Here is a 22,546-nt window from a genome sequence, read left to right as displayed (position 1 = left end):
CAGCCTGCGCTGGCATGACGAGATTGGGAAAACGATGGCCTCGCTTAAAGCCCTCAAGGTCCGCATCGGCTCGGTGAAGTCGACGCAGAAGATCACCAAGGCGATGAAAATGGTCGCCGCCGCAAAGCTGCGCCGTGCGCAGGAAGCGGCAGTCGCCGGGCGTCCCTATGCCGAGCGGCTCGAAGCCGTGATGGCATCGCTCGCCTCGAAGGTCTCTGTCAGCGAGAGCAGCCCCAAGCTGCTCGCGGGCACGGGCAAGGACCAGACGCACCTCATCATCATCGCAACCTCCGAGCGTGGCTTGGCGGGTGCGTTCAACTCGAACATCGTTCGCGCCGCACGCCGCAAGGCCGAGGAGCTTGAGGCAGCGGGCAAGACCGTGAAATTTTACGTCGCTGGCAAAAAGGGTCGCGTGATCAAGCGCTTCTTCCCGAACCAGATCGCCGCCGATCATGAAATGAGCCACATCAAGACCGTCGCTTTCGCCGATGCGCGCGCGATCGCCGACGATGTGATCGCCCGCTTCGAGGCAGGCGCGTTCGACATCGCGCATCTGTTCTACGCGCGCTTCCAATCGGCGCTGGTGCAGGAGCCGACCGGTCGCCAGATCATCCCGGTCGCAATCGACCTGAACGCGGCACCCGTGTCGGATGGCGGCGCCGCGGTCGAGTATGAGCCCGACGAGGAAACGATCCTCGCCGAACTGCTGCCGCGCAACGTCGCGATCCAGCTGTTCCGTGCGCTGCTCGAAAACGCCGCATCGGAACAGGGCAGCCGCATGACCGCGATGGACAATGCCACGCGCAACGCCGGCGACATGATCAACCGGCTGACGATCCAGTACAATCGCAGCCGTCAGGCCGCGATCACCACCGAGCTGGTCGAGATCATCTCGGGTGCCGAGGCGCTCAAGTAAGTGAAGATCGCGCGCGCCTTGCCGATGATGCTGTGTGCGGCTCTTGCCGCATGCGCTGGCGCGCCTGTTTCGAATACGGTCGATGCCGCCAATATGATGTCGAACGATCTGCTCGATCCGGCCAAGGAAATGGCGCGGCGTTGGGGCACGGTGTTCACCGATCCCTCCATTCGCACGCAGGCGGCCAAGGACTTGGGCTATACGATCGCGCCGATGACGGAGGGCGCACCCGGCACCTTCTCCGCGAAAAGCGACGAACAGGTCATCCAGCTCCCACGCTCGCCGATCAAGACGCGCAGCACGCTCGAAGCATCGGGGACGACGGCCGCTCTGGTCGATCGCTACGTTTTCACCTTCACCGCGACCGGCGATGACGGGCGCGACAGCAAATCCGCGAGCGATGTCGACAAGACGCCGCTGCGCGTATTGTCGGGCTTCCTCGGCCGCTTCGACGTCCAGCCGACCGATCCGATCAAGGCCGGCATCAAGTCATTGTTGCCCGTCGATGTCAGCCTGCCGGGCGCGCGGATCGTGTTCGATCCGGGCCCGATTGCCGACCCCGAGCACAAACGCAACCGCAGCGCGATCGTCACGATCATCCGCCCCGGTGCGAAGAACCCGACCGTTCCGCAAGATCAAACCGTCCCCGCAAAAGCCGCCCAAGACAAAGCGACAAGGAAGTAACAGATGGCCACCGCAGCCCCGACCGCAGACAAGCCCGCCCGCAAGCCGCGCGCCCCTAAAGCCGCAGCCCCGACGGTTTCGGCACCCGTAGCAACCACCAACAGCGTCGGCCGCATCAGCCAGGTCATCGGCGCCGTCGTCGACGTGACCTTCGAGCAGGATCGCCTGCCCGCCATTCTCAACGCGCTCGAGACCTCGAACAACGGCAACCGCCTCGTGCTCGAAGTCGCGCAGCATCTCGGAGAGAACACCGTTCGCACGATCGCGATGGATTCGACCGAGGGTCTGACGCGCGGCCAGTCGGTCACCGACACCGGGTCGCAGATCCGCGTGCCGGTCGGCCCGATGACGTTGGGCCGCATCCTCAACGTGATCGGCGAGCCGATCGACGAGCGTGGCCCGGTTGGCCACACCGAGACGATGCCGATCCACGCGCCCGCGCCGCTGTTCGTCGATCAGTCGACCGAGAGCGCGATTCTCGTCACCGGCATCAAGGTCATCGATTTGCTCGCGCCGTACGCAAAGGGCGGCAAGATCGGCCTGTTCGGCGGCGCCGGCGTCGGCAAGACCGTGCTGATCCAGGAACTGATCAACAACATCGCCAAGGGCCATGGCGGCACCTCGGTGTTCGCCGGCGTCGGCGAGCGGACCCGTGAGGGCAACGATCTGTACCACGAGTTCCTCGACGCAGGCGTCATCGCCAAGGATGCCGATGGCAACCCGACCCCCGAGGGCTCAAAGGTCGCGCTGGTGTTCGGCCAGATGAACGAGCCGCCAGGCGCACGCGCCCGCGTCGCGCTGTCGGGCCTGACGATCGCCGAATATTTCCGCGATGTCGAAGGCCAGGACGTTTTGTTCTTCGTCGACAACATCTTCCGCTTTACGCAAGCGGGTTCGGAAGTGTCGGCACTGTTGGGGCGTATTCCATCGGCGGTGGGCTATCAGCCGACACTGTCGACCGACATGGGCGCGCTGCAGGAGCGCATCACGTCCACGAACAAGGGCTCGATCACCTCGGTGCAGGCGATCTACGTTCCGGCGGACGATTTGACTGATCCGGCCCCCGCCACCTCGTTCGCCCATTTGGACGCAACGACCAACCTCAACCGCGCGATTTCGGAGCTGGGCATTTATCCGGCGGTCGATCCGCTCGACTCCACGTCGCGCGTGCTGACCCCGGCGATCGTCGGCCAGGAGCATTACGACACGGCGCGCCGCGTCCAGGAGACGCTGCAGCGCTACAAGTCGCTCCAGGACATCATCGCCATTCTGGGCATGGACGAGCTGAGCGAAGAAGATAAGCAGATCGTCAGCCGCGCGCGGAAGATCCAGCGTTTCCTCAGCCAGCCGTTCTTCGTGGCGCAGGTTTTCACCGGCATCGAAGGCAAGTTCGTGCAAGTCGAGGATACGGTGAAGTCGTTCAAGGCCGTGGTCGAGGGCGAATATGACCATTTGCCCGAGAGCGCCTTCTACATGGTCGGCGGCATCGACGAAGTGATCGCCAAGGCCGAGAAGATGGCCAAGGAAGCGTAAGGCTTCTACTTATTAGCCCTCTCCCGCCTTCGCGGGAGAGGGTTGGGTGAGGGTCTTCTTCTGTCTCCCGCGTCGGGCAAACAGAAGAAGACCCTCACCGACTTCGACTAGGCAGCAAGCTGCCAAGTCTTCGTAGCCTCTCCCGCGACAGCGGGAGAGGGCATAGGATAAGAACCATGCCCCTCCACTTCGAACTCGTCACCCCCGAACGTCTCGTCCGCAACGAGGACGTGTATATGGTCGTCGTCCCCGGCACCGAGGGCGATTTCGGCGTGCTGGAGGGCCATGCCCCGGTGATGTCGACGATCCGCGACGGCGCGCTGTCGGTCTATCGCACCGAAAAGGGCGAGCCCGAGACGATCGCGATCGAGGGCGGTTTCGCCGAGGTTTCGGCCGCCGGCCTCACCGTGCTGGCCGAGCGCACCGCCTGACCCACACGGGGTCGGCAAGCGGTCACCACCACCTGCCCTTCCCCGAAATCGCGACATAGGAGCGTCGGGTCGATCCGATCCAGGCGGGGCTGATGCACCCCGCCGAGCCGGTCGTTGGCAATCCACAAGAGAGCGGTCCCTGGCCTTTCCGAGGCGGCGATAAGCGCCAGATTGGGATCCGCTCCGGGTTGCAGATGCAGGACGCTGACAGCGACCCGGACGCCCGAACGGTGGAGGAAAAAGCCACCTACCTCAGCCATCCGCGCAGGGTCCCCCGCAGCGCCGACCGGCCCATCCCAAAAAAATACCAGCCGTCGCAGCGGACGCTCAGTCAGCCAGGCCGAAGGTTGCTCAAGATTAAACAGATGACGCACATCGCCCTTCGCTCGGTCAGGCTCGATCGCAACACGCCGCCAGCCGCGAGCATCAATACGGCTACCACGATCACGACCGGCTTCACATCGATCCGCAACATCGCGCGCGCCCACCATGCCACCGCGAAAAGCACAGCGGGCATTGTCGGCGTAAGATAGCGCGGCGCAAAGCCCGGTCGCACGAACGCGAGCAGCAATACGACCGCAAGAGCAATGACGCCGCTCAGCGCAAGCAGGGCCTCGGGCGTCATCGGCACCGCCAAGCGCCGCCGCGCGAAGAAGGACGACGCCGCGATCGTTCCGAGAACCAGGGTGCCATGGAACGGCAGCCCGAACAACAACGCCGGAATTGTCGCCACTTGTGACAGTGGGAGGGGGGCATAGGCCTGCCCGTGCACCGCCGCGAGGGTCATCAGAAATCCGACATGTAGCGCGATCCAGGCCGCAACCGGGACGAATGCCAACAGTGCCGGCCACGTTGCCACGGCCGCCCTGCGGTGATGCGCGAGATATAGAAGTCCCTGAACGCCTGCGATCACCACCGCATTGTAATTGGTGAGGATCGCACACGCGGCCCACCCCGCCCACCATGCGGCGCGCGTGCGATCCGGCTGCTGCATCAGGCGCAGAAAGGCAATCGCTTGCGCCGTCCCCAGGAGAAACAGTTGCGGATAGGGGCGAGCCTCGAACGCGACAACCTGCGCCGGCAGCCACAGCAACACCAACGTCGCCCAGAAGACCCGCAGATCGCGGTCCCGGCTACCACCGGCCGCGATCAAGATCGGCGCGGCCAGCGCACAGAACAGGCTCGGAAGGCGGAGCGCCAAGTCGCTATTCCCTGCCAGCTTTTCCCAAGCCCACAGCGGCATATAATAGGCCGGGCCGGTCAATTCATGCAGGCACCACGATAACAGGGAGGCAGCGTCGCGCTGGCTCGCGATGACCCCGCTGAAAGTCTCGTCGAACCAAAACGGCGCGTTCCAGCTGTAGGCAAGCCGACCCGCGACCCCGAGCACGAACGCTGCCGCCAGCATCCATGCGCGCCAGTCCCACAGCAGACTGCGATGCGCCCTTGGGTCCAAAGCGGGCGCCGCGGCGCCAAGCGTGACGATATCCAAGCGCATCTCTTTCATCGCAGCAGCCTCCGACAACGATGAAGCAACAGCGTGAGAAAAGCGTTAACGGTACATGTGGCGCGCCTGTGGCCGCCATCAATTTAGGTAAATGTAAAGGCTTGCCTCCTAGATCAGCGGTTCGGAACGGAGGAACCGCACGGCATGAGCGCATTTGGACGTCGACCGGGAACGACTGGAGCTGGAACGCGGCCTGCTTTCGGTGTCGCGCGCCCGATGCACGGCGGCAGCGCCCGCCCGACCGATGGCGAAGCCGGGCCCGGCGCCGGCGAACAATTCCCTCCGCTTCCGACGATGCCCGATTCCGACGGGCACGGAAACATGCTCGGCTCGCAGCAGGACGCGATGCAGCGCCTCGCCGACCGCCAGGCCTCATCCGCCGAATCGGGCAGCTCGAAGGTCGAGGGCTTCGAAAGCTCGATCCACAAGATCAAGGAACAGGTGCTCCCGCGCTTGCTCGAACGCGTCGATCCCGAAGCGGCGGCAACGCTCAACAAGGACGAACTCGCCGAGGAATTCCGCCCGATCATCGGCGAAGTGCTCGCCGAACTGAAGCTGACGCTCAACCGCCGCGAACAGTTCGCGCTGGAAAAGGTGCTGGTCGACGAATTGCTCGGCCTCGGCCCGCTCGAAGAATTGCTCGCCGATCCGAACATCACCGACATCATGGTTAACGGCCCCGACCAGACCTATGTCGAGCGCAAGGGCAAGCTCGAGCTCGCGCAGATCCAGTTCCGCGACGAGGAGCATTTGTTCCAGATCGCGCAGCGCATCTGCAACTCGGTCGGCCGCCGCGTCGATCAGACCACGCCGCTGGCCGACGCCCGCCTCAAGGACGGCAGCCGCGTCAACGTCATCGTGCCGCCGCTCAGCTTGCGCGGCACCGCGATCTCGATTCGTAAATTCTCCGCCAAGCCGATCACGCTCGACATGATGGCGGGGTTCGGCTCGATGAGTCCCAAAATGGCGACCGCGCTGAAAATCGCCGGCGCGTGCCGCTTCAACGTCGTCATTTCCGGCGGTACCGGCTCGGGCAAGACGACGATGCTCAACGCGCTGTCGAAGATGATCGACCCGGGCGAGCGCGTGCTGACGATCGAGGACGCGGCCGAACTGCGCTTGCAACAGCCGCACTGGCTGCCGCTCGAAACGCGCCCCGCCAACCTCGAAGGCCAGGGCGAAATCAGCATCCGCGATCTCGTCAAGAACGCGCTGCGTATGCGCCCGGATCGCATCATCCTCGGCGAAATTCGCGGCAGCGAGTGTTTCGACATGCTCGCCGCCATGAACACCGGTCACGACGGCTCGATGTGTACGCTCCACGCCAACTCCCCGCGCGAAGCGCTCGCGCGTATGGAGAATATGGTGATGATGTCCGACATCAAGGTGCCCAAGGAAGCGATCTCGCGCCAGATTGCCGATTCGGTCGAGATGATCATCCAGGTCAAGCGCCTGCGCGACGGTTCGCGCCGCGTGACCAACGTGACCGAAGTGATCGGCATGGAAGGCCCGGTGATTGTGACGCAGGAGCTGTTCAAGTTCGAATATCTCGACGAGAGCGCCGACGGCAAGATTATCGGTGAATACCGCTCGATGGGCCTGCGCCCTTATACGCTCGAAAAGGCACGGACCTTCGGTTTCGACCAGGCCTATCTGGAGGCGTGCCTCTAAGCGTGGACCTTCGCTAAGCCTTCGTCACCCCGGTCCTGTGCCGGGGTCCACGGCTCAGCGCACAAATTGCTTCTTGATTACGCGGTGCGGTGGACCCCGGGACAAGCCCGGGGTGACGGACCACAGAAAGCCGCTGCCCAAATCGACGATTGCGTCAGCATTGTCTAAGCTCCCCCCGATGCGCGCGCTTTTCCTCGCCCTCCCGCTGCTGATCGCCGCCGCGCCCGAGCAGGTCGTGCTCGACACGCTCGCGCCCGACGCGGAGGCGCGCTGGGTTGCGTTCGATCTCACCCCCGCCAACCAAATCCGCTTCTCGGCAACCGTCGACGGGCAACCCGTAAGCGCCATTCTCGATACCGGGGTCAGCACGTCGCTACTGTCGCGCAGCTTCGTCGACCGGACCAAGCTGCGCGCCCGCTCTGGCCCCGCCGCCGTCGCGATCGGCGGGACGGTCGCGAGCGGCTGGGTGGCTGTGCGCGAGCTCGCGATCGGCGCTTTGACCCGGCATCGCGCACAACTCGCCACTTCCATGCTGCCCGACGCAGCAACCGGCGAAGCGCCGGTCGATCTGCTCGTCGGGCGCGATGTCACGCAGGGCTATGCGCTCGACATCGATTATGATGCGCGACGCTTCCGGTTGCTGCCCTCCGGCCGCTTGCCGTTTAGCGGGAGCACCGCGCCACTGCGCATCGCGGGGACGTGGCCGAGCTATGTGACGGAGCTTTCGGTCGGCGCTGCGCATCTCTCGCGCGTTGTGATTGATACGGGGGACGGCGGCGCCGTTACGTTGCGCCGCGGCGTGTGGCATGTCCTGCCCGAAGCGAACGCACAGACCACCAGCACGATCGCTTATGGCATCGGCGGGGCAGCGGTGGTCGATCTCGCGATCGTTCCCGCCGTGCGCAGCGGAACGCTCACCGCGCGCAATGTCGAAATGCGGATCGAACCCGACACCGGCTATACCCAGGCAATCGGAATGAATGGGCGGATCGGGTCGGGCTTCCTCGCAGGCTATCGCGTGCTGCTTGATCCGGGTGCCGGGCGCATGGTGCTGAGCCCCGGCAAGCATGCAGATGCGCCGCCACTGCGATCGACGAGCGGGCTGATGCTGCGCGTCGAGGCAGACCGACTGACCGTGCTCCACGTCATGCGCGGTGGTCCCGCCGATGCCGACGGATGGCACGCGGGCGAGCAGATTTGCCGCGTTGACGACAGCGCGATCGCACCAGATGCGCCACTCATCTGGCCCGTCGATCACCCGGGCCGCACGGTCCGGCTCGGCCTGTGCGACGGCCCGACCCGAACGCTGACGCTGCGCGCGTTTACTGACCGTGCGTCGCCACGATCGCGCAACAGGCTGCAGCGATTAACGCAAACATCTGAAGCGTCCGCCAATCGACGATCCCGATCCGGTCGAGATTGGCTCGCCTCGACCGCCGCCAATCACCGACGCCCGCGGCGACGGCAGCAAGACCCGCGACCGCCGCGGCGATCGACCACAGGGTTGCGCTACTCAGTCGCCGAGCTTTTCGATCTTTTCGTTCAGCCGGCCGAGTTCGGCCTTCAGCGCAGCGATTTCGTCGTCCTTGCTCGCCGAGGTCTGCGGCCCGGCGCCGAGGCCACCCTTGGCACCGGGCTTGAATGCTTGCGTCGCGGCCTCGAACATCGCCATGTTCTGCTTGGCGAGTTCAGCGAAAGGCGAATTGGCGAACGCGCCTTCGACCGCGGATTTGAACTGCTGCTGATTGCGGCGGAAGCTGTCCATCGACGCCTCAAGATACCCCGGCACCATATTCTGCATCGAATCGCCATACATCGCGATCAACTGGCGCAGGAAATTGACCGGCAGCATCGTCTGGCCGCGCTGTTCCTCCTCCATGATGATTTGCGTCAGAATATTGTGCGTGATGTCCTCTTCGGACTTCGCGTCGAGCACCTTGAAATCGCGGCCCTCGCGCGTCATCGCAGCGAGGTGTTCAAGCGTGATGTAAGACGACGTCTCGGTGTTATAGAGGCGGCGGTTGGCGTACTTCTTGATCGTGACCGGGCCATCGCCCGGCGTGGTCTTCTTCATGAAAAAGGCTCCCCGCCCTATGGTTGCCGTTGCAGTACCACCATTTGATACCGCACCGCAACACGGACCGCGCCCGCTGCCCTTGTTCCTCGACATGCTGCGCGAACAGACCGTAGCGTCGGCTGAGCGGCGCGCGGCGGCGCTGGCGGGGTTGCGCGCCTATCAGGATTTCCCGCGCGGCCGTGCACGCAAACCGATGCCTGCCCGTTTCCGCAAAGGCACCGCGCGGTTGCGCGACTATGGCGCGAAGGGGGCCGCGGGGCGGGCGGTGCTGTTCATCCCGTCGCTGATCAACCCGCCGCACATCCTCGACTTGCTGCCCGAAATGTCGTTGCTGCGCTGGCTCGCGCAGCATGGGCATCGCCCGTTTCTGCTCGATTGGGGCACGCCGCCCCCGAAAGCACGCGATATGGACGTCACCGCGCATGTCACGCGCGTGTTGCTCCCGTTGATCGCCAAATTTGCCGATCCGCCGGTGCTGGTCGGCTATTGCCTCGGCGGCACCATGGCGCTCGCGGCGGCGTGCCTGACGCCGATCGCCGGCCTGGCGCTGATCGCGTCGCCTTGGACCTTCGCGGGGTTCGGCGCGGGCGCGCGCGGCGAGATTGCCGACTTATGGCACGCCGCGAAACCGGTCTGCACGGCGTTGGGGCTGGTGCCGATGGAAGTGCTGCAAGCGGGCTTCTGGCGGCTCGATCCGGCCCGGACGATCGGCAAATATGACGCGTTCGCCGCAATGGAACCGGGCAGCGCCGCCGCGCGGCTGTTCGTGGCGATGGAGGATTGGGCCAATGCCGGCGCGCCCTTGCCCTTCGCTACCGGGCAGCAACTGTTCGAGGATTTCGTCGGGGCAGACGCGACCGGCACAGGGCACTGGCAGATCAAGGGCACGACGATCGCGCCCGCCGCGCTCACTTGCCCGGCGATCGAATTCGTGTCGCTGAACGACCGCATCGTTCCCGCCGCTAGCGCCGCCGACTTGCCCGACCGGCACGATCTCGGCGCGGGGCATGTCGGGATGATCGTCGGGCGCGGGGCAAGGGCGCAAGTGTGGGAACCGCTGTCGGGCTGGTTAAACGCGCTCCCCGCGCCTAGATAGCAACCACGTCATTCCCGGAGAGACTCCATGCAAGATGCCAGCCGCGATATCGTGATCACCGCCGCCAAGCGCACGCCGGTCGGCAGTTTTCTCGGTGCCTTTGCCGCGACGCCAGCGCATGAACTCGGTCGCATCGCGATTGAAGCAGCCCTTGCCCAAGCAGGCGTCGCGGGCGCGGACGTATCGGAAGTGATTCTCGGCCAAGTGCTCACCGCGGCGCAAGGCCAGAACCCGGCGCGCCAGGCCGCGATGGCGGCGGGCATCCCCAAGGAAGTGCCGGCCTGGGGCGTCAACCAGGTGTGCGGATCGGGCCTGCGCGCGGTTGCGCTCGCGGCACAGGCGGTCGCGACCGGCGATGCCACGATCGTCGTCGCCGGCGGACAAGAGTCGATGTCGATGAGCGCGCACGCGCAACTGCTGCGCGCCGGGCAGAAGATGGGCGACCTCAGTCTGATCGACACGATGGTCAAGGACGGGCTGACCGACGCCTTCAACCACTATCATATGGGCATCACCGCCGAAAATCTCGCCGAGCACTATCAGATCACCCGCGAAGCGCAGGACACGTTTTCGGTCCGATCGCAGAATTTGGCCGATGCGGCGCGGAGCGCGGGGCGCTTTCGCGATGAAATCGCCGCCGTCACGATCAAGGGGCGCAAGGGCGACACGATCGTCGCCGATGACGAATATATTCGCGCCGGCGTCACGATCGACAGCGTGTCGAGCGTCCGGCCCGCGTTCAAGAAAGACGGCACCGTCACCGCCGCCAACGCCTCGGGCCTCAACGACGGCGCCGCCGCACTCGTGGTAATGACTCGCGCCGAAGCCGAACGCCGCGGATCCCCGATTATCGCGCGCATCGCCAGTTGGGCGTCGGCCGGCGTCGATCCGTCGATCATGGGCATCGGCCCCGTCCCCGCCACACGCCGCGCGCTCGAAAAAGCCGGATGGAGCATCGCCGAGCTCGATCTGATCGAAGCCAACGAAGCCTTTGCCGCGCAAGCGTTGTCGGTCGGCAAGGAGCTCGGCTGGGATGCGGCGCGGGTCAACGTCAATGGCGGCGCGATCGCGATCGGCCACCCGATCGGCGCGAGCGGTGCCCGCGTCCTGACGACTTTGCTGTACGAAATGGCCAAGCGCGATGCGAAAAAGGGCCTCGCCACGCTGTGCATCGGCGGCGGGATGGGCATTGCGATGTGCGTTGAGCGCTGAGCGCGGCGTCGTGGCACCGCCATCAGCGCGCGCCAAGGCGCGTGTTGTATAAGCGCAACAGTTCCGTCAATCTGTCATAGTTCGTTCATCGACCAGACAGGTTCCGCTTGCGCTGCGACGCAAATTCCACTTCATTCCCTCTCAACCGAGCAGAATCTGCCGCGTTGAACCGTAAATGGGGGAAACCATGAAGCTCCGAATCCTATTGTCCGCGACTGCGCTGACCAGCGTGTCGTTTATCCTTCCGACCGCTGCCTTTGCTGCCGAACCGGCACCGACTGCCGCTGTCGCACTGCAAACCGCGACAGTCGCACCGACCGCGGACGACGAGAAAAAGGACGAGAACATCGTCGTCACCGGGTCGCGTATCCGCAGCCCCAATTTGGCATCCGATCTTCCTATCACATCGATCGCGGGCGATACTCTGCTGGCACAGGGCCAAACCAACATTGGCTCGGTTCTGAATGATCTTCCGCAGCTATCCAGCTCATTTTCCCAGCAGAATCCCGGCTCGGGCATCGGCATCGGCGGCCTCAACCTGCTCGATCTGCGCGGCCTCGGTACCTCACGTACTTTGGTGCTGGTTAATGGCCGCCGCCACGTCGCTGCAGACATCCTCGTCAACGCGGTATCGCCGGACGTAAACTCCATCCCGAACGACCTGATCGAGCGTGTCGACATCGTGACAGGCGGCAACTCAGCCGTCTACGGCTCGGACGCCATCGCGGGCGTCGTCAACTTCGTGTTGAAGCGCGAGTATCAGGGCGTTCAAATCCGTGGCTCGGCCGGCCTGAACCAAGGCGGCTTCGGCGGGAACCAGTTTGTTTCGGTCCTCGCCGGACACAACTTTGCCGATGGCCGTGGCAACGTCACGATCAGCGGTCAGTTTTCGCACCAGGATCGTGTCTTCGCATCTGACATTCCTTATTTTCGTCAGAACAATGCAATCGCCACTGTCGACACCGACATAGGCGGGTTGCCCAATGGTAGCGACGGCTTCCCGGACGCGATTTTCATCCGGGACCTTCACAGCACTACGATAAACCCCTATGGCCTGATCCCCATCCAGGAGCAGCCCGGCATTGCAGCGTGTGGCACTGGTACGCTGGCCAATAACGGTGGCCCCAACAGCAATGGTATTCCATTTAACTGCAGCTACATCTTCACGCAGGATGGCCGTCTGGTTCCCCAAACTGGTTCGCGCTTCGGCTCAGGTCCGTTTGGCAGCATCACTGGCGGCAATGGCGCAACGGGTCGTGAAGGACAGACGGTATCGATCCTCCCTTTCCTTGAGCGGTACAACTTCAACCTACTGTCGCACTATGAGTTCGCGCCGGCCCTCGAGGTGTTCGTCGAGGCGAAGTTCGATCGCGTGATGGCACTCGGCAACAACGCCGGCCCATCTTTCATCCAGACCGGTTCGGGCAACACCGGTAACATCGGCGATTCGCGCGAGCGTCCGCGGCTGGACAATCCGTTCCTTAACCCGGCGGACGCAACTACGCTGTCCAACTTAATCCTTGCCTCGGGCTGCAACACCAGCCTGACGGCAGCTTGTCCGGCTGGCGGCAACCTCACTGCGGCCAATCAAGCGCAGATTGCGAACGGCACGTATCGCTTCCAACTCGCCCGCAACCTGCTCGACGTAGGTCTACGCGACGAGAAGTTCACGCGCGACACGGTCCGCGTTGTCGCCGGCTTCCGTGGAAAGTTTAACGGCGATTGGTCGTACGAAATTGCGGCAAACTACGGAGAGTTCAATCAGACAACCAACACCAACGGTTTCATCGATCGTCAGCGTTTCTCGCTCGCAATGGACGCCGGCCGCAATCCTGCCACCAGTCAGATCCAGTGCCGTGCGCAATATGATCCGGCATCGGCTTTCGCGATCCAGCGCGGTAGTTCGGGTGATCCCGCGGTCAATGCTGCGCGTCTTGCAGCCGACATCGCTGCCTGTAAGCCATACAACCCCTTCGGCGGCTCGGACAACAGCGCATCCGTCGCCTATTTCTCGCGTGCTTTCGACGCGAAGGCAAAGCTGACCCAACTCGACATTCAGGGCTATGTGAACGGCGATTCGAGCCAGCTGTTCAGTTTGCCGGGAGGCCCCGTTCGCTTCGCAATCGGCGGCGAATATCGCCGCGAGAAGGCATACTATAAGCAGGACCAATTTGTTACGGACGGATATACCAATGGCGTGTCGATACCATTGTTCGATCCCCCCGCGTTCATAGTGAAAGAAGCCTTTGGAGAAATTCAACTCCCCATCTTGCGTGACATGCCGTTCTTCAAGGAACTGACGGTAACCGGTGCCGGCCGTTATTCGGATTACGGGACCAAATTAGGATCTACCTGGACTTATAATGGCGGCGTGCAATGGGCTCCGGTCAGCGATATTCGCTTCCGCGCAAATTATGGTCGCTCGGTTCGTGCTCCGAACGTCTCGGAAACTGGCTTCCCGCTGGTACCGAACTTCGCGAATGGTTTTCAAGATCCGTGCCAGGCGAATAACATCGGAGCCAACCCCAATCGTACTGCAAATTGCACAGCGGCTTTGACCGCCGCGCAGCGATCCAATCTCGTTAACGGCGTTTCGCTCCCGATCGTCAGCGGGAGCAACCCGAACCTGAAGCCAGAATCATCGGATTCATGGACGTTCGGCGGGGTCTTCCAGCCACGTTTCATCCCCGGCTTGGCGCTCACGGTCGATTATTATAACATCCGGGTGAATAATATCATCGTGTCGGTCGGAGCTCAGACGATCGTCAATCAATGCTATGACTCAACAACGTTAAATAATGTGTTCTGCTCGGCGTTCGCGCGTAACCTGACTGCGGGTACGGGTCCGGCCGGTGAATTGCCCGGCGCAGTTCTTGCGAACTCGCTGATCCAGGCACCGCTCAACTTCGCCAAGCGCATTCGCAAAGGTATCGACTTTAACCTTTCATATCGCACCAAACTGTCGTCGGACGTCAAGCTCAACACAAACGTTATCTACGTTCACACGTTGGTAAATAGCGATTATCAGGACCCCACAAATCCAAACTTCGAGACACACAATCTCGAGAACATCGGCAACCCCATGGATGAGTTCCAGTGGGACACGGATCTGGCTGTAGGCGCGGTGACATTCGGTTATCGTCTACACCTAATCGGGGCGCAGTACGTTACTTCCTACGCAAACTTCAACTCCGTCAACGGCACTCAGGGGGGCGTAAATATCGATGCTACATTCCCAATCAAGTATCCGGTGATCACCTACTCCGATCTTCAGATGACGTGGGACGTTGCCAACAACGGAAAGAAGGACGCCTTCCAATTTTATGCGGGCGTTGACAACGTGTTCAACCAGCTTCCGCCGCTAGGCGTGCTTGCGAATGGTTCTGGTACCGCGATCTTCCGTTACACCGGTCGTGCCTATCACGCTGGCTTCCGCGCTCGGTTCTAATCGGGCATCAGAACGAACCGACTGGGGGCGAAGGACTTTCCTTCGCCCCTTTTTTTATCTTCAGGCTTGGTATCGAAATGTGGCGGCAGCCTCAGATCAACCCCACACCCGCTCGGCACGCGCGCCAAGTCCGGTCAGCAGCTCATATTGCGACATGCCCGACAGTGCGGCAGCGTGCGGCAGCGAATAGTCGAGCGCGACCCAGTCGCCCTCGGCGAGCAGCGGTGCCGCATCGACGCAGATCGCGGTCAAATCCATCGACACGCGCCCGAGCACGGGCAGCACTGCGTCGCCGATCCGTGCGGAGCCCGTGTTCGAAAAGCCGCGCCAATAGCCGTCGGCATAACCGACATTGAGGATCGCGACCTCGGTTGGCGCGGTCGCGGTGTAGAGCGCGTTATAGCCAATCGACTCGCCGCTCGCGAGCGTGCGGCGCTGCAGAATTTGTGCCTCGGGCGTGACGACTTGGCACACGACGCCCGCCAGTTCTTCGCGCGGCACACCGCCGTAAAGCGCAAGGCCGGGCCTGGTCAGGTCGAACGCATAGTCCGCGCCGAGCGCGATCCCCGCCGAACTGGCGAGGCTCAACCGCCGCGCCGCGGTACGGCCCCGCAGCGCGTGCAGCGCCGCGCACTGTCGGGCGTTGGCGGGTGCGTCTTCGTCGGCGCAAGCAAGGTGGCTCATCAGCGTGTCGATCTGCAGCCCGTCGAGCAGACCCTGCTGCACCTGTTCGACCGACACGCCGAGCCGGTTCATGCCGGTATCGACCATCACGTCGCAGCGCCCGCCCCCGGCCTCGCGCCACCGCGCGATCTGCGCGGCGGTATTGAGCACCGGGCGCGCATGGCCACGCAGCGCCGCCGCCATATCCTCGGCGCGAACACCGTGCAAAACCGCAACTTCGACGTCCAAATGCTCCAATGTCGCCGCTTCCGCCCAGGTCGCGACAAAGAAGTCACGGCACCCCGCCTCGGCCAACCGCGCGACCACGCCGGCTGCGCCAAGGCCGTAGCCATCGGCCTTGACCGCGGCCCCGCACGCCGCCGTGCCGCTCAACCGGTCCAGCGCGCGCCAATTGGCAATCAGGGCGGCGGCATCGAGCCGAAGACGAAGGGGCGCAGGCATCCCATGCGGTTAGCGCCCGGCGTCCCGCTAGTCTACGTGCGCGGTGCCGGGCTTGTCTTCGTCGAGCATGAACACGGTAACGACCAGCGCCATGGCGACGACCGCGACGGTATACCACAGCCCGGCATAAGGATCCCCAGTGCGCGCGACGATCACCTGGCTGATCAACGGCAGAAATCCGCCAAAATAGCCGGTGCCGATATGGTAGGGGATCGACATCGAGCTATAGCGGATGCGCGGCGGAAACAGCTCCGCCAGCAACGCCGCAACCGGGCCATAGGTAATCCCCGACAGCGCGCTGAGTGCGAGAATCGCAAGCAAAATCAGGACGATGTTTCCAGGCGTGGGGATGACGGGTTTCAGATCATAGCCGCTCCGGGTGAGCGCGGTTTCGACCCCGGCATTGGTCATGTCATCGACCCCGACCCCGCCGACGATCACCAACGTCACCGGCGTGTGCGCCTTGGTATACGGCACGCCCTTTTTCGAGAGATAATCGAGCAGCCGCCGACACTCGCTCGGCTTGGCGGGAAACAGTTCGTACTGGCAGGCAGGACCCGAGACGACGACCGGCGCACGCTTTGCCGCGCGGGCAAGCTCGGGGTTGGCGGCCGCCCCCATCACCCAGAAGATCGGGAAGATCAGCACCAGCGTCAGCGCATAGCCGATCACGATCGGCGCCTTGCGCCCGACCCGATCCGACAACCAGCCAAAGAAGACGAAGAAGCCGAGCCCGCCAAGCGCCCCGAACCCGACGATCAGCTGTGCCGCGGTTTCCTGCACGCGCATCGTGCCTTGCAGGAACGAGAGCACCGTGAACATCGCCGTATACCAGATGACGGTCAGCCCCGCCGCGATGCCGAACAAGGCGACGAACAGCCGTTTGAGATTGCCGGGATAGGTGAAGCTTTCGACGAACGGATTCCTCGCGGTATCCCCCGCCGCCTTCATCTTTTTGAAAACCGGGCTTTCCGACAGTTTCAGCCGCATCCACAGCGACACCGCGAGCAAGACAAGCGAGAACAGGAACGGCACGCGCCAGCCCCATGCGTCCCACACCGCCGCCGGCATCAGCCCCTTGGTCAGCAGCACCACGACGAGGCTGAGAATGAAGCCGCCCGCCACACTTGCTTGGATGAAGCTGGTGAAATAGCCGCTCTTGCCGGGTGGTGCGTGTTCCGCGACGTAAATCGCCGCCCCGCCATATTCCCCGCCGAGCGCGAGCCCCTGCAACACGCGCAGGCTAATGATGATGAAGGGTGCCGCCAGTCCGATCGCCGCCGCCGATGGCACCATGCCGACCGCAGCGGTCGCCAGCCCCATCACCGTGATTGTCACCAAAAAGGTATATTTGCGTCCCAACTTGTCGCCGAGAAAGCCGAACAGGATCGCGCCCAAGGGACGGAACCCAAAGCCGACGGCAAACCCCGCCCAGGCATACAGCGTCTGCAACAGCTCGTTCTGTGCCGGGAAAAAGGTCCGCCCGATGATCCCCGATGCGGCCAGCGTGCCGTAGATGAAGAAATCATACCATTCGAAGATCGTGCCGAGCGACGAAGCGGTGATGACGAGCTGAATGTCCTTACGGCTGGGCGTCGCGTCCGCCTCCGGCCCCACATCGCCCGCCAAGATCGTCGCCATATCGTCCCCCACCCTTGCCGCTGTTCCGGCGGCTGCAAGAATACGGGCTTTACGCCTTACGGCAAGGACGATCCGATCCGTCCGATCGGCACGCAGACCGGTCGCTGGTCGAAATCATGCGATACACGCACCGCAATATCGAACACGCGCCCCAGCATTTCTGCGGTCAGCACCTGCGCGGTCGAACCGTAAGCCACGACGCGACCGTGCTGGAGCAGCAGGACATCGTCAGCGATGCGACCGGCGTGCAGCAGATCGTGGAGCACGACGGCGACCCCCCTCCCCACCGCCGCGACGGCGCGCAATTGATCGAGCAGATCAAGCTGATGCGCGGGATCGAGGCTCGCCAGCGGCTCATCGGCGAGCAGCCACGCGGGCTCGCCGGCGAGCACGCGCGCGAGCAGGACGCGGGCACGCTCGCCACCCGATAAGGTGGCGATCCCGCGCTCGGCGAAGTCGGCGGTGGCGGTCAAGCGGAGCGCAGCATCGATCGCGGCATGGTCGGCATGGCTGGGCGCGGCAAAGGGCGAACGATGCGCAACGCGGCCAAGCGCCACCACATCGCGCACGCGCAAATCCCAATGGACCCGCGCTTCTTGCGGCAGATAGCCGATCAGCCGCGCGCGTTCGCGCGGGTCGAGCGCGGCGACCGCGCGGGTGCCAAGCGATACGGTGCCTTCACCGGGCACCAGCAACGCCGCCATCGCCTTCAGCAGCGTACTTTTCCCCGCCCCGTTCGGACCAAGAATGGCCGTCACTCGGCCCGGCCGCAGCACCGCATCGACACCATCCAGCACGCAGCGGCGGTCGAGCATCACGCGTAGGTTCGAGATGGTCAATTCCATGCGACGCGCCCCTTCAGCAAGAGCCACAGGAAGAACGGTGCGCCAATCAGCGCCATCGCGACGCCAAGCCGCACCTCGCCTGCGCCGGGGAGCAGGCGACACAGGCTGTCGGCGATCAACACCAGCGCCGCGCCGCCGAGCGCGCTGGGCAGCAGCAAGGCGGACGGCCGCGCGCCGAACACAGGGCGGAGCAAATGCGGGACGATCAGCCCCACGAAACCGACCACGCCGGTCACCGCGACGCTGGCCCCGACGGTAAGGCCGGTGCCGAACACGACCAGCGCTTGCAACCGCCCGAGCCGGATGCCGAGCGATCGCGCCGTATCTTCGCCGAGGCTGAGCGCGTCGAGCGACGGGCCGGTCGCCGCCAATACGACTGTCCCAAGGAGAAGGAACGGGAGAGCAAGCCGCACATCGTCCATCCCGCGATCGGTCAGCGCGCCCATCAGCCAGTCAATCACCTCGGCCACCGCATAGGGATTGGGCGCGATCGAGATAACGAAGGCGGTCAGCGCGCCTGACAGGCTGGCGAGCACGGTGCCCGCCAGAATGAACTGGACGGCACTCGCTTGCCGCCAGGTCAGCGCCGCGAGCAACGCCATCGATCCGCCCGCCGCCGCCATTGCGCAGCCAAACAGGATCAACGGGTTGCTGGCGATGCCAAGCACGATCGCCGTCACGGCGCCGAGCGCCGCGCTCGACGACACGCCGACGACGCCCGGATCGGCGAGCGGGTTGCGCAAATAGCCTTGCAGCACCGCCCCCGATAAGCCGAGCACCGCGCCGATCGCGAGGCCCAGCACGGCACGCGGCAAGCGCAGTTCGAACAGGATCGCGGCGTTCGCGTCATGCCCGAACCAGGCAGCGGGTGGGATCCACAGCTTGCCCGCCATCAGCGATAGCGCGAAAGCAGCCACAACGAGGAGCGCCAGCAGCGCGAGCTTGCGCGTCACGGCTGACCCCGGCGCAGTTCGGCCAGCCGCGTGATCGCCGGGACGATCGTCGGGCCGCCACAATTGATGAGGTTGCGGGCGAAGGTCGCACTGCGCGTCGGTGCGCGCATCCTGGCCAGCACTTTCACCCGCAAATCGGCGCTGCGCGATAGGCCGGGGGTGAGGATCAGCGCCGGGGGATGCGCCGCAATCGTCTCAAGCGCGACCGGGCCGGTGTAAGCGAGACCGTAGTCGGGCGCGGCATTGGTGAGACCGGCGCGCGCCATGAGTTCGTCGAGCAGATTCCCCGGACCGTTGGCGAGCGTGCCGGAGATGAAGAGAAGGGTAGAGGTTTCCGCTATCCGCTTTCCCGGCGAAGGCCGGGGCCCAGTTGCGGACGGCTCGCGGCTGGGCCCCGGCCTTCGCCGGGGAAGCGCGGATGGGGGCAAGGCGTTTACGAGCGCCTTCTCGATCCGCGCGATCATCGCCTCGCCCCTGCCCGGCTCGCCCACCGCTGCCGCCAGCATCCGGATTTGCGCCTCGCTCGCGGCCACTGTCGCAGGGGAATCGAGCAGCAACGTCTTCAGCCCGGCACGGGTGTAGGCGGCGCGCGTTGCGAGCGGCGTGAAACTCGACGTTACGACCAGCGCCGGACGCAAGGCAATCACTTCCTCCGCCGTCCCCGCCGTCGCCGGGAAGCGCCGCGCGACGTCGAGCGGCAGCGAGGTCGCCGCCGGATCGTGCGAGTAGAAGCTGATCGCGGTCAGGCGTTCGGGCGCGAGGTCGACCAGCATCGCATCGGCGCACGGATTGGTCGAAACGATCCCGCCAGAGTTTGGCCCGCCGCTCACCGGCCCGCGCGCCGGGGCAGCACACCCGACGAGCACAACGGCAAGCAGCGGGACCAGCCGCATCAATCGAGCTTCACGCGAATGCCGCCAAACGCCGCGCGCCCGTCGGTGCCGTAATTGGCGACGGTTTGGTACTTCTCGTTAAAGGCGTTGTCGATCCGGCCATAGACCGACAGTCGATGCCCAATCGCCATTTCCGCGCGGAAGCCCGCCAAGACATAGCCGTCGAGCCGGACGGTATTGCCCGCATTGTCGAAGCTGTCACCGACATGGCTGACCGTGCCACCGACCGAGAGGCCGAACGCAAAGCGGTAATCGGCCGACACACTCAGCGTCTGCTTCGGCCGCCGCGCCAGATCCCTCCCGAAATTCGTACCCGTCGAGCGGTTCTTCGCATCGATATACGAATAATTGCCCGTCACCGTCAGCGCTTCGACCGGACGGAGCGCGAGTTCGACTTCGACCCCCTCTGCCCGCGTTTGGGCGATGTTCTGGTAAGTGAAGGTGCCGAGATCGAAATCGATCTGGTTCTTCGTATCGCGGTGGAAATAGGTGACGCTCGCACTCACCTGATTGCCGAGCAGACGTTGCTGGATGCCGACATCATAGCTGCGCGCAGTTTCGGGGACGAGACTGCGCGTGCCGTAAAAGCTGTAAAGCTGATACAGCGTGGGGGCCTTGAACCCCTCGCCATAGCTCGCGCGCAGCGTCGTGCCGGTGTCGAGCGCGAGCGCGGCATCGGCACCAAAGGTCGTGTGGCCGCCGAAGGTGCGGTGATCGTCGTGTCGCACTCCGCCCGTGATCGTCAGCTGGCGCACCGGATTGACGATCGCCTCGCCGTAAGCCGAAGTGATGCCGGTCGCGGCGAAGGTGCTGCCGTCGTTGAAGCGGCTGTCCTCATGCTCCGCCCCGCCGACGATGCGGAGCTGATCGATGACCTTGAAATCGCCCTGATATTCGAACCGCTCGGTCCGCCCACGCGAAAAGAAGGAGACGGGGGTATTCGGCGCATCGAAATTGTCGCGCTTTATGTCGGCGATGGTGAAGGCGACACGGTTGCGGAAGCGGTCGTCGAACAGATTGGCATGCGCGCCGGCATAGCCATAAGCTTCCTTTGCGGTCGAATAGGCCGGACTATCGGAAACGACGTAATTTGGTGGCGGGAAAGCCGAGTCATATTGCGTACGGCTGTCGGCATAATAACCGCGCAAGTCGATCCCGATCCCGGGGGCGAGTTCCACGCCCACCTTGCCGGTCGCGCCATATTGGCGGAATCCGTCGCGCTCGGTGCCATTGGCCGCCGCGGAAATGCCGTCGGTGCGCAGATAGCCGCCGTTGAACGCTGCGGTCAGCGCGCCCGTCCCGCCCGAGAGGCCAGCATTCGCGTACAGCGAGTTATGCGCACCATATTCGATCTGACCGCGCGCCTGTGCGCCCTGGCTCGGCGTGGCGGTGACGATGTTGACCACCCCGCCGATCGCCTGACTGCCCCACGGTACCGAATTTGGCCCCCGCAAAATTTCGATTCGGTCGATCGAGCCGGCGAGCAAGGTACCGAAATCGAACGCGCCGCCCGGCGAAGACGGATCATTGACGCGAATGCCGTCGATAATCGTCAACGTTTGTTCACCCTCCGCGCCGCGGATGCGAACGGCGGTGATGGTCCCGATGCCGCCGTTGCGCGTGACGGTGACGCCCGGCGTTGTGGCGAGCAAATCGGACAGGACGATGGTCTGGCGACGCTCGATCTCGGCCCGCGTCAGGACGGTGACGGCCTGGCCGACCTGATAGCTGTACTGTGGCACACGCGCCGCGACGACGATGTCGGGTTCGATCCGGCTGTCGGCGACGACCATATCGTTGGCGCTGCTGTCGTCTTGCGTAACCGGCGGCGTTGTCTGCGCCTGCGCGGCACCAGCGAAGCCCAAGGCAAGCACGGTAGGAAGGAGTTTTCGATAGTGTATCATGACGTTACCCTCAAAGAGGGCCGCGACGCCGGACGTTGCCGGACGGCGACGCCCGGAGCCTTGGCCCCGGTTCCGTCGTTCGCTCGAGGTTTCGCCTCGTCCGCACGGTTCACCCGCCCGCGCAGTGGATCGACCGTGAGGGGCAGGTCTCCTGGCTCCCGGGTCGCTGCTGACGTGCCGCCTTCCCAGGTCGGTTCAGACCCAGTGGCATGATGGCGCGCCGGCTATCCGGTCACAGTTGCGGGGGCAGCACCGGTCTTGCAAGGTTACCCCCGCGCACCGATTTCCCTATTGATCCCGTCTCCGGGAACCCTTCACCAGGCTTGGTTAGTGTTGCGACGCAGCACGCGCAAGAAATAAAAAAGCACCGCCGCGCGTAACCAATGCTTGTCATCTTCTATATTAATTGAGAATCTCAGCGTGGTCACAACAAGAAGACGCGCTTCGGCAGGAGCAATTGGGATGAGGGTTCGATCGATAAATCACGTTTCTGCCCCGCATCCGCGGGGCTTTGTTGCATAACGTCGCGAGAGCATAACCGCGCTTTTACTTGAAGATGTTATGAGAGGCGGACGGTCACCGGTGTTCCTATTTCGGAGAAGCGATTCAG

16 protein-coding genes, 1 pseudogene and 1 riboswitch are annotated in these 22,546 nt (G+C 64.0%); of the genes and pseudogenes, 9 read left to right on the top strand and 8 right to left on the bottom strand.

Features of this window, described 5'->3' with window-relative positions; all coding sequences use genetic code 11:
- Positions 1 to 34 precede the first annotated feature (34 nt).
- The 4 genes from IEV62_RS15030 (at position 35) to IEV62_RS15015 (ending at position 3,564) form a co-directional block, all read left to right on the top strand.
- The gene (locus IEV62_RS15030) at positions 35 to 916 is read left to right on the top strand and encodes a F0F1 ATP synthase subunit gamma (RefSeq protein WP_188448927.1); all 882 of its coding nucleotides are present in this window, start codon (positions 35 to 37) and stop codon (positions 914 to 916) included.
- Positions 917 to 1,600 carry a hypothetical protein gene (locus IEV62_RS15025; protein WP_188448925.1) on the top strand — a complete coding sequence of 228 codons (684 nt, stop codon included), beginning with the start codon at positions 917 to 919 and terminating at the stop codon, positions 1,598 to 1,600.
- 3 nt (positions 1,601 to 1,603) lie between these two features.
- Positions 1,604 to 3,133, top strand: a complete 1,530-nt coding sequence (atpD, locus tag IEV62_RS15020) for a F0F1 ATP synthase subunit beta (RefSeq protein WP_229733226.1) — start codon at positions 1,604 to 1,606, stop codon at positions 3,131 to 3,133.
- 176 nt (positions 3,134 to 3,309) lie between these two features.
- Entirely contained in the window at positions 3,310 to 3,564 is a 255-nt protein-coding gene (locus IEV62_RS15015; protein ID WP_188448923.1) for an ATP synthase F1 subunit epsilon, read from the top strand.
- A 331-nt stretch (positions 3,565 to 3,895) separates the two neighbouring features.
- Here the strand turns inward: IEV62_RS15015 and IEV62_RS15010 are convergent, their stop codons facing one another.
- Positions 3,896 to 5,071 carry a glycosyltransferase family protein gene (locus tag IEV62_RS15010; protein WP_188448921.1) on the bottom strand — a complete coding sequence of 392 codons (1,176 nt, stop codon included), beginning with the start codon at positions 5,069 to 5,071 and terminating at the stop codon, positions 3,896 to 3,898.
- 144 nt (positions 5,072 to 5,215) lie between these two features.
- Here IEV62_RS15010 and IEV62_RS15005 point away from each other — a divergent pair, with 144 nt between their 5' ends.
- Together IEV62_RS15005 and IEV62_RS18270 are read left to right on the top strand one after the other, a co-directional pair.
- Positions 5,216 to 6,742 (top strand): TadA family conjugal transfer-associated ATPase, encoded by a 1,527-nt coding sequence (locus IEV62_RS15005; RefSeq protein ID WP_188448919.1) that lies wholly within the window; start codon positions 5,216 to 5,218, stop codon positions 6,740 to 6,742.
- A gap of 178 nt (positions 6,743 to 6,920) precedes the next feature.
- A pseudogene (locus IEV62_RS18270) lies at positions 6,921 to 7,316 on the top strand (retropepsin-like aspartic protease); the annotation flags it as partial.
- A 939-nt stretch (positions 7,317 to 8,255) separates the two neighbouring features.
- On the opposite strand, the gene phaR reads toward IEV62_RS18270, so the two are convergent.
- On the bottom strand, positions 8,256 to 8,816 hold the full coding sequence (gene phaR, locus IEV62_RS14995; RefSeq protein WP_188449010.1) for a polyhydroxyalkanoate synthesis repressor PhaR: 561 nt from the start codon (positions 8,814 to 8,816) through the stop codon (positions 8,256 to 8,258).
- A gap of 94 nt (positions 8,817 to 8,910) precedes the next feature.
- Between phaR and IEV62_RS14990 the strand changes: the two genes are divergently transcribed.
- The 3 genes from IEV62_RS14990 to IEV62_RS14980 all read left to right on the top strand — a co-directional run bounded on the left by IEV62_RS14990 (position 8,911) and on the right by IEV62_RS14980 (position 14,575).
- Complete coding sequence (locus IEV62_RS14990; protein WP_229733224.1) at positions 8,911 to 9,915, top strand: alpha/beta fold hydrolase; 1,005 nt, start codon at positions 8,911 to 8,913, stop codon at positions 9,913 to 9,915.
- 27 nt (positions 9,916 to 9,942) lie between these two features.
- Complete coding sequence (locus IEV62_RS14985; protein ID WP_188448915.1) at positions 9,943 to 11,127, top strand: acetyl-CoA C-acetyltransferase; 1,185 nt, start codon at positions 9,943 to 9,945, stop codon at positions 11,125 to 11,127.
- Between the two features lie 187 nt (positions 11,128 to 11,314).
- Positions 11,315 to 14,575: a TonB-dependent receptor domain-containing protein gene (locus tag IEV62_RS14980; protein WP_188448913.1), complete on the top strand. Its 3,261-nt coding sequence runs from the start codon at positions 11,315 to 11,317 to the stop codon at positions 14,573 to 14,575.
- 96 nt (positions 14,576 to 14,671) lie between these two features.
- Here the strand turns inward: IEV62_RS14980 and IEV62_RS14975 are convergent, their stop codons facing one another.
- From IEV62_RS14975 to IEV62_RS14950, 6 genes are read right to left on the bottom strand one after another with little or no spacing between them, the layout of a single operon-like run.
- Positions 14,672 to 15,700 (bottom strand): alanine racemase, encoded by a 1,029-nt coding sequence (locus IEV62_RS14975; protein ID WP_188448911.1) that lies wholly within the window; start codon positions 15,698 to 15,700, stop codon positions 14,672 to 14,674.
- Between the two features lie 27 nt (positions 15,701 to 15,727).
- A complete protein-coding gene (locus IEV62_RS14970; protein WP_188448910.1) occupies positions 15,728 to 17,341 on the bottom strand; it encodes an MFS transporter in 1,614 nt (537 codons plus the stop codon).
- Positions 17,342 to 17,397: 56 nt separating this feature from the next.
- Complete coding sequence (locus tag IEV62_RS14965) at positions 17,398 to 18,186, bottom strand: ABC transporter ATP-binding protein (RefSeq protein ID WP_188448908.1); 789 nt, start codon at positions 18,184 to 18,186, stop codon at positions 17,398 to 17,400.
- Complete coding sequence (locus IEV62_RS14960) at positions 18,177 to 19,139, bottom strand: FecCD family ABC transporter permease (RefSeq protein WP_268234245.1); 963 nt, start codon at positions 19,137 to 19,139, stop codon at positions 18,177 to 18,179. Before IEV62_RS14960 ends, IEV62_RS14965 begins: the two co-directional genes overlap by 10 nt.
- The gene (locus IEV62_RS14955; RefSeq protein ID WP_188448906.1) at positions 19,136 to 20,032 is read right to left on the bottom strand and encodes an ABC transporter substrate-binding protein; all 897 of its coding nucleotides are present in this window, start codon (positions 20,030 to 20,032) and stop codon (positions 19,136 to 19,138) included. Before IEV62_RS14955 ends, IEV62_RS14960 begins: the two co-directional genes overlap by 4 nt.
- The gene (locus IEV62_RS14950; RefSeq protein WP_229733222.1) at positions 20,032 to 21,936 is read right to left on the bottom strand and encodes a TonB-dependent receptor plug domain-containing protein; all 1,905 of its coding nucleotides are present in this window, start codon (positions 21,934 to 21,936) and stop codon (positions 20,032 to 20,034) included. Before IEV62_RS14950 ends, IEV62_RS14955 begins: the two co-directional genes overlap by 1 nt.
- Positions 21,937 to 22,060: 124 nt before the next feature.
- Positions 22,061 to 22,266: riboswitch (cobalamin riboswitch) on the bottom strand.
- Positions 22,267 to 22,546 lie beyond the last annotated feature (280 nt).

Source organism: Sphingomonas psychrolutea, assembly GCF_014636175.1.
Classification (GTDB): domain Bacteria; phylum Pseudomonadota; class Alphaproteobacteria; order Sphingomonadales; family Sphingomonadaceae; genus Sphingomonas; species Sphingomonas psychrolutea.
Note: the sequence above shows the minus strand (reverse complement) of the source record. Positions and strands in the feature narration are given on the sequence as shown.

What these genes read in the sequence shown, in the direction of transcription:
- IEV62_RS15030 (WP_188448927.1), top strand. Translation starts at nt 35, where the DNA reads ATGGCCTCGCTTAAAGCCCTCAAGGTCCGCATCGGCTCGGTGAAGTCG.
- atpD (WP_229733226.1), top strand. Translation starts at nt 1,604, where the DNA reads ATGGCCACCGCAGCCCCGACCGCAGACAAGCCCGCCCGCAAGCCGCGC.
- IEV62_RS15015 (WP_188448923.1), top strand. Translation starts at nt 3,310, where the DNA reads ATGCCCCTCCACTTCGAACTCGTCACCCCCGAACGTCTCGTCCGCAAC.
- IEV62_RS15010 (WP_188448921.1), bottom strand. Translation starts at nt 5,071, where the DNA reads ATGAAAGAGATGCGCTTGGATATCGTCACGCTTGGCGCCGCGGCGCCC.
- IEV62_RS15005 (WP_188448919.1), top strand. Translation starts at nt 5,216, where the DNA reads ATGAGCGCATTTGGACGTCGACCGGGAACGACTGGAGCTGGAACGCGG.
- phaR (WP_188449010.1), bottom strand. Translation starts at nt 8,816, where the DNA reads ATGAAGAAGACCACGCCGGGCGATGGCCCGGTCACGATCAAGAAGTAC.
- IEV62_RS14990 (WP_229733224.1), top strand. Translation starts at nt 8,911, where the DNA reads ATGCTGCGCGAACAGACCGTAGCGTCGGCTGAGCGGCGCGCGGCGGCG.
- IEV62_RS14985 (WP_188448915.1), top strand. Translation starts at nt 9,943, where the DNA reads ATGCAAGATGCCAGCCGCGATATCGTGATCACCGCCGCCAAGCGCACG.
- IEV62_RS14980 (WP_188448913.1), top strand. Translation starts at nt 11,315, where the DNA reads ATGAAGCTCCGAATCCTATTGTCCGCGACTGCGCTGACCAGCGTGTCG.
- IEV62_RS14975 (WP_188448911.1), bottom strand. Translation starts at nt 15,700, where the DNA reads ATGCCTGCGCCCCTTCGTCTTCGGCTCGATGCCGCCGCCCTGATTGCC.
- IEV62_RS14970 (WP_188448910.1), bottom strand. Translation starts at nt 17,341, where the DNA reads ATGGCGACGATCTTGGCGGGCGATGTGGGGCCGGAGGCGGACGCGACG.
- IEV62_RS14965 (WP_188448908.1), bottom strand. Translation starts at nt 18,186, where the DNA reads ATGGAATTGACCATCTCGAACCTACGCGTGATGCTCGACCGCCGCTGC.
- IEV62_RS14955 (WP_188448906.1), bottom strand. Translation starts at nt 20,032, where the DNA reads ATGCGGCTGGTCCCGCTGCTTGCCGTTGTGCTCGTCGGGTGTGCTGCC.
- IEV62_RS14950 (WP_229733222.1), bottom strand. Translation starts at nt 21,936, where the DNA reads ATGATACACTATCGAAAACTCCTTCCTACCGTGCTTGCCTTGGGCTTC.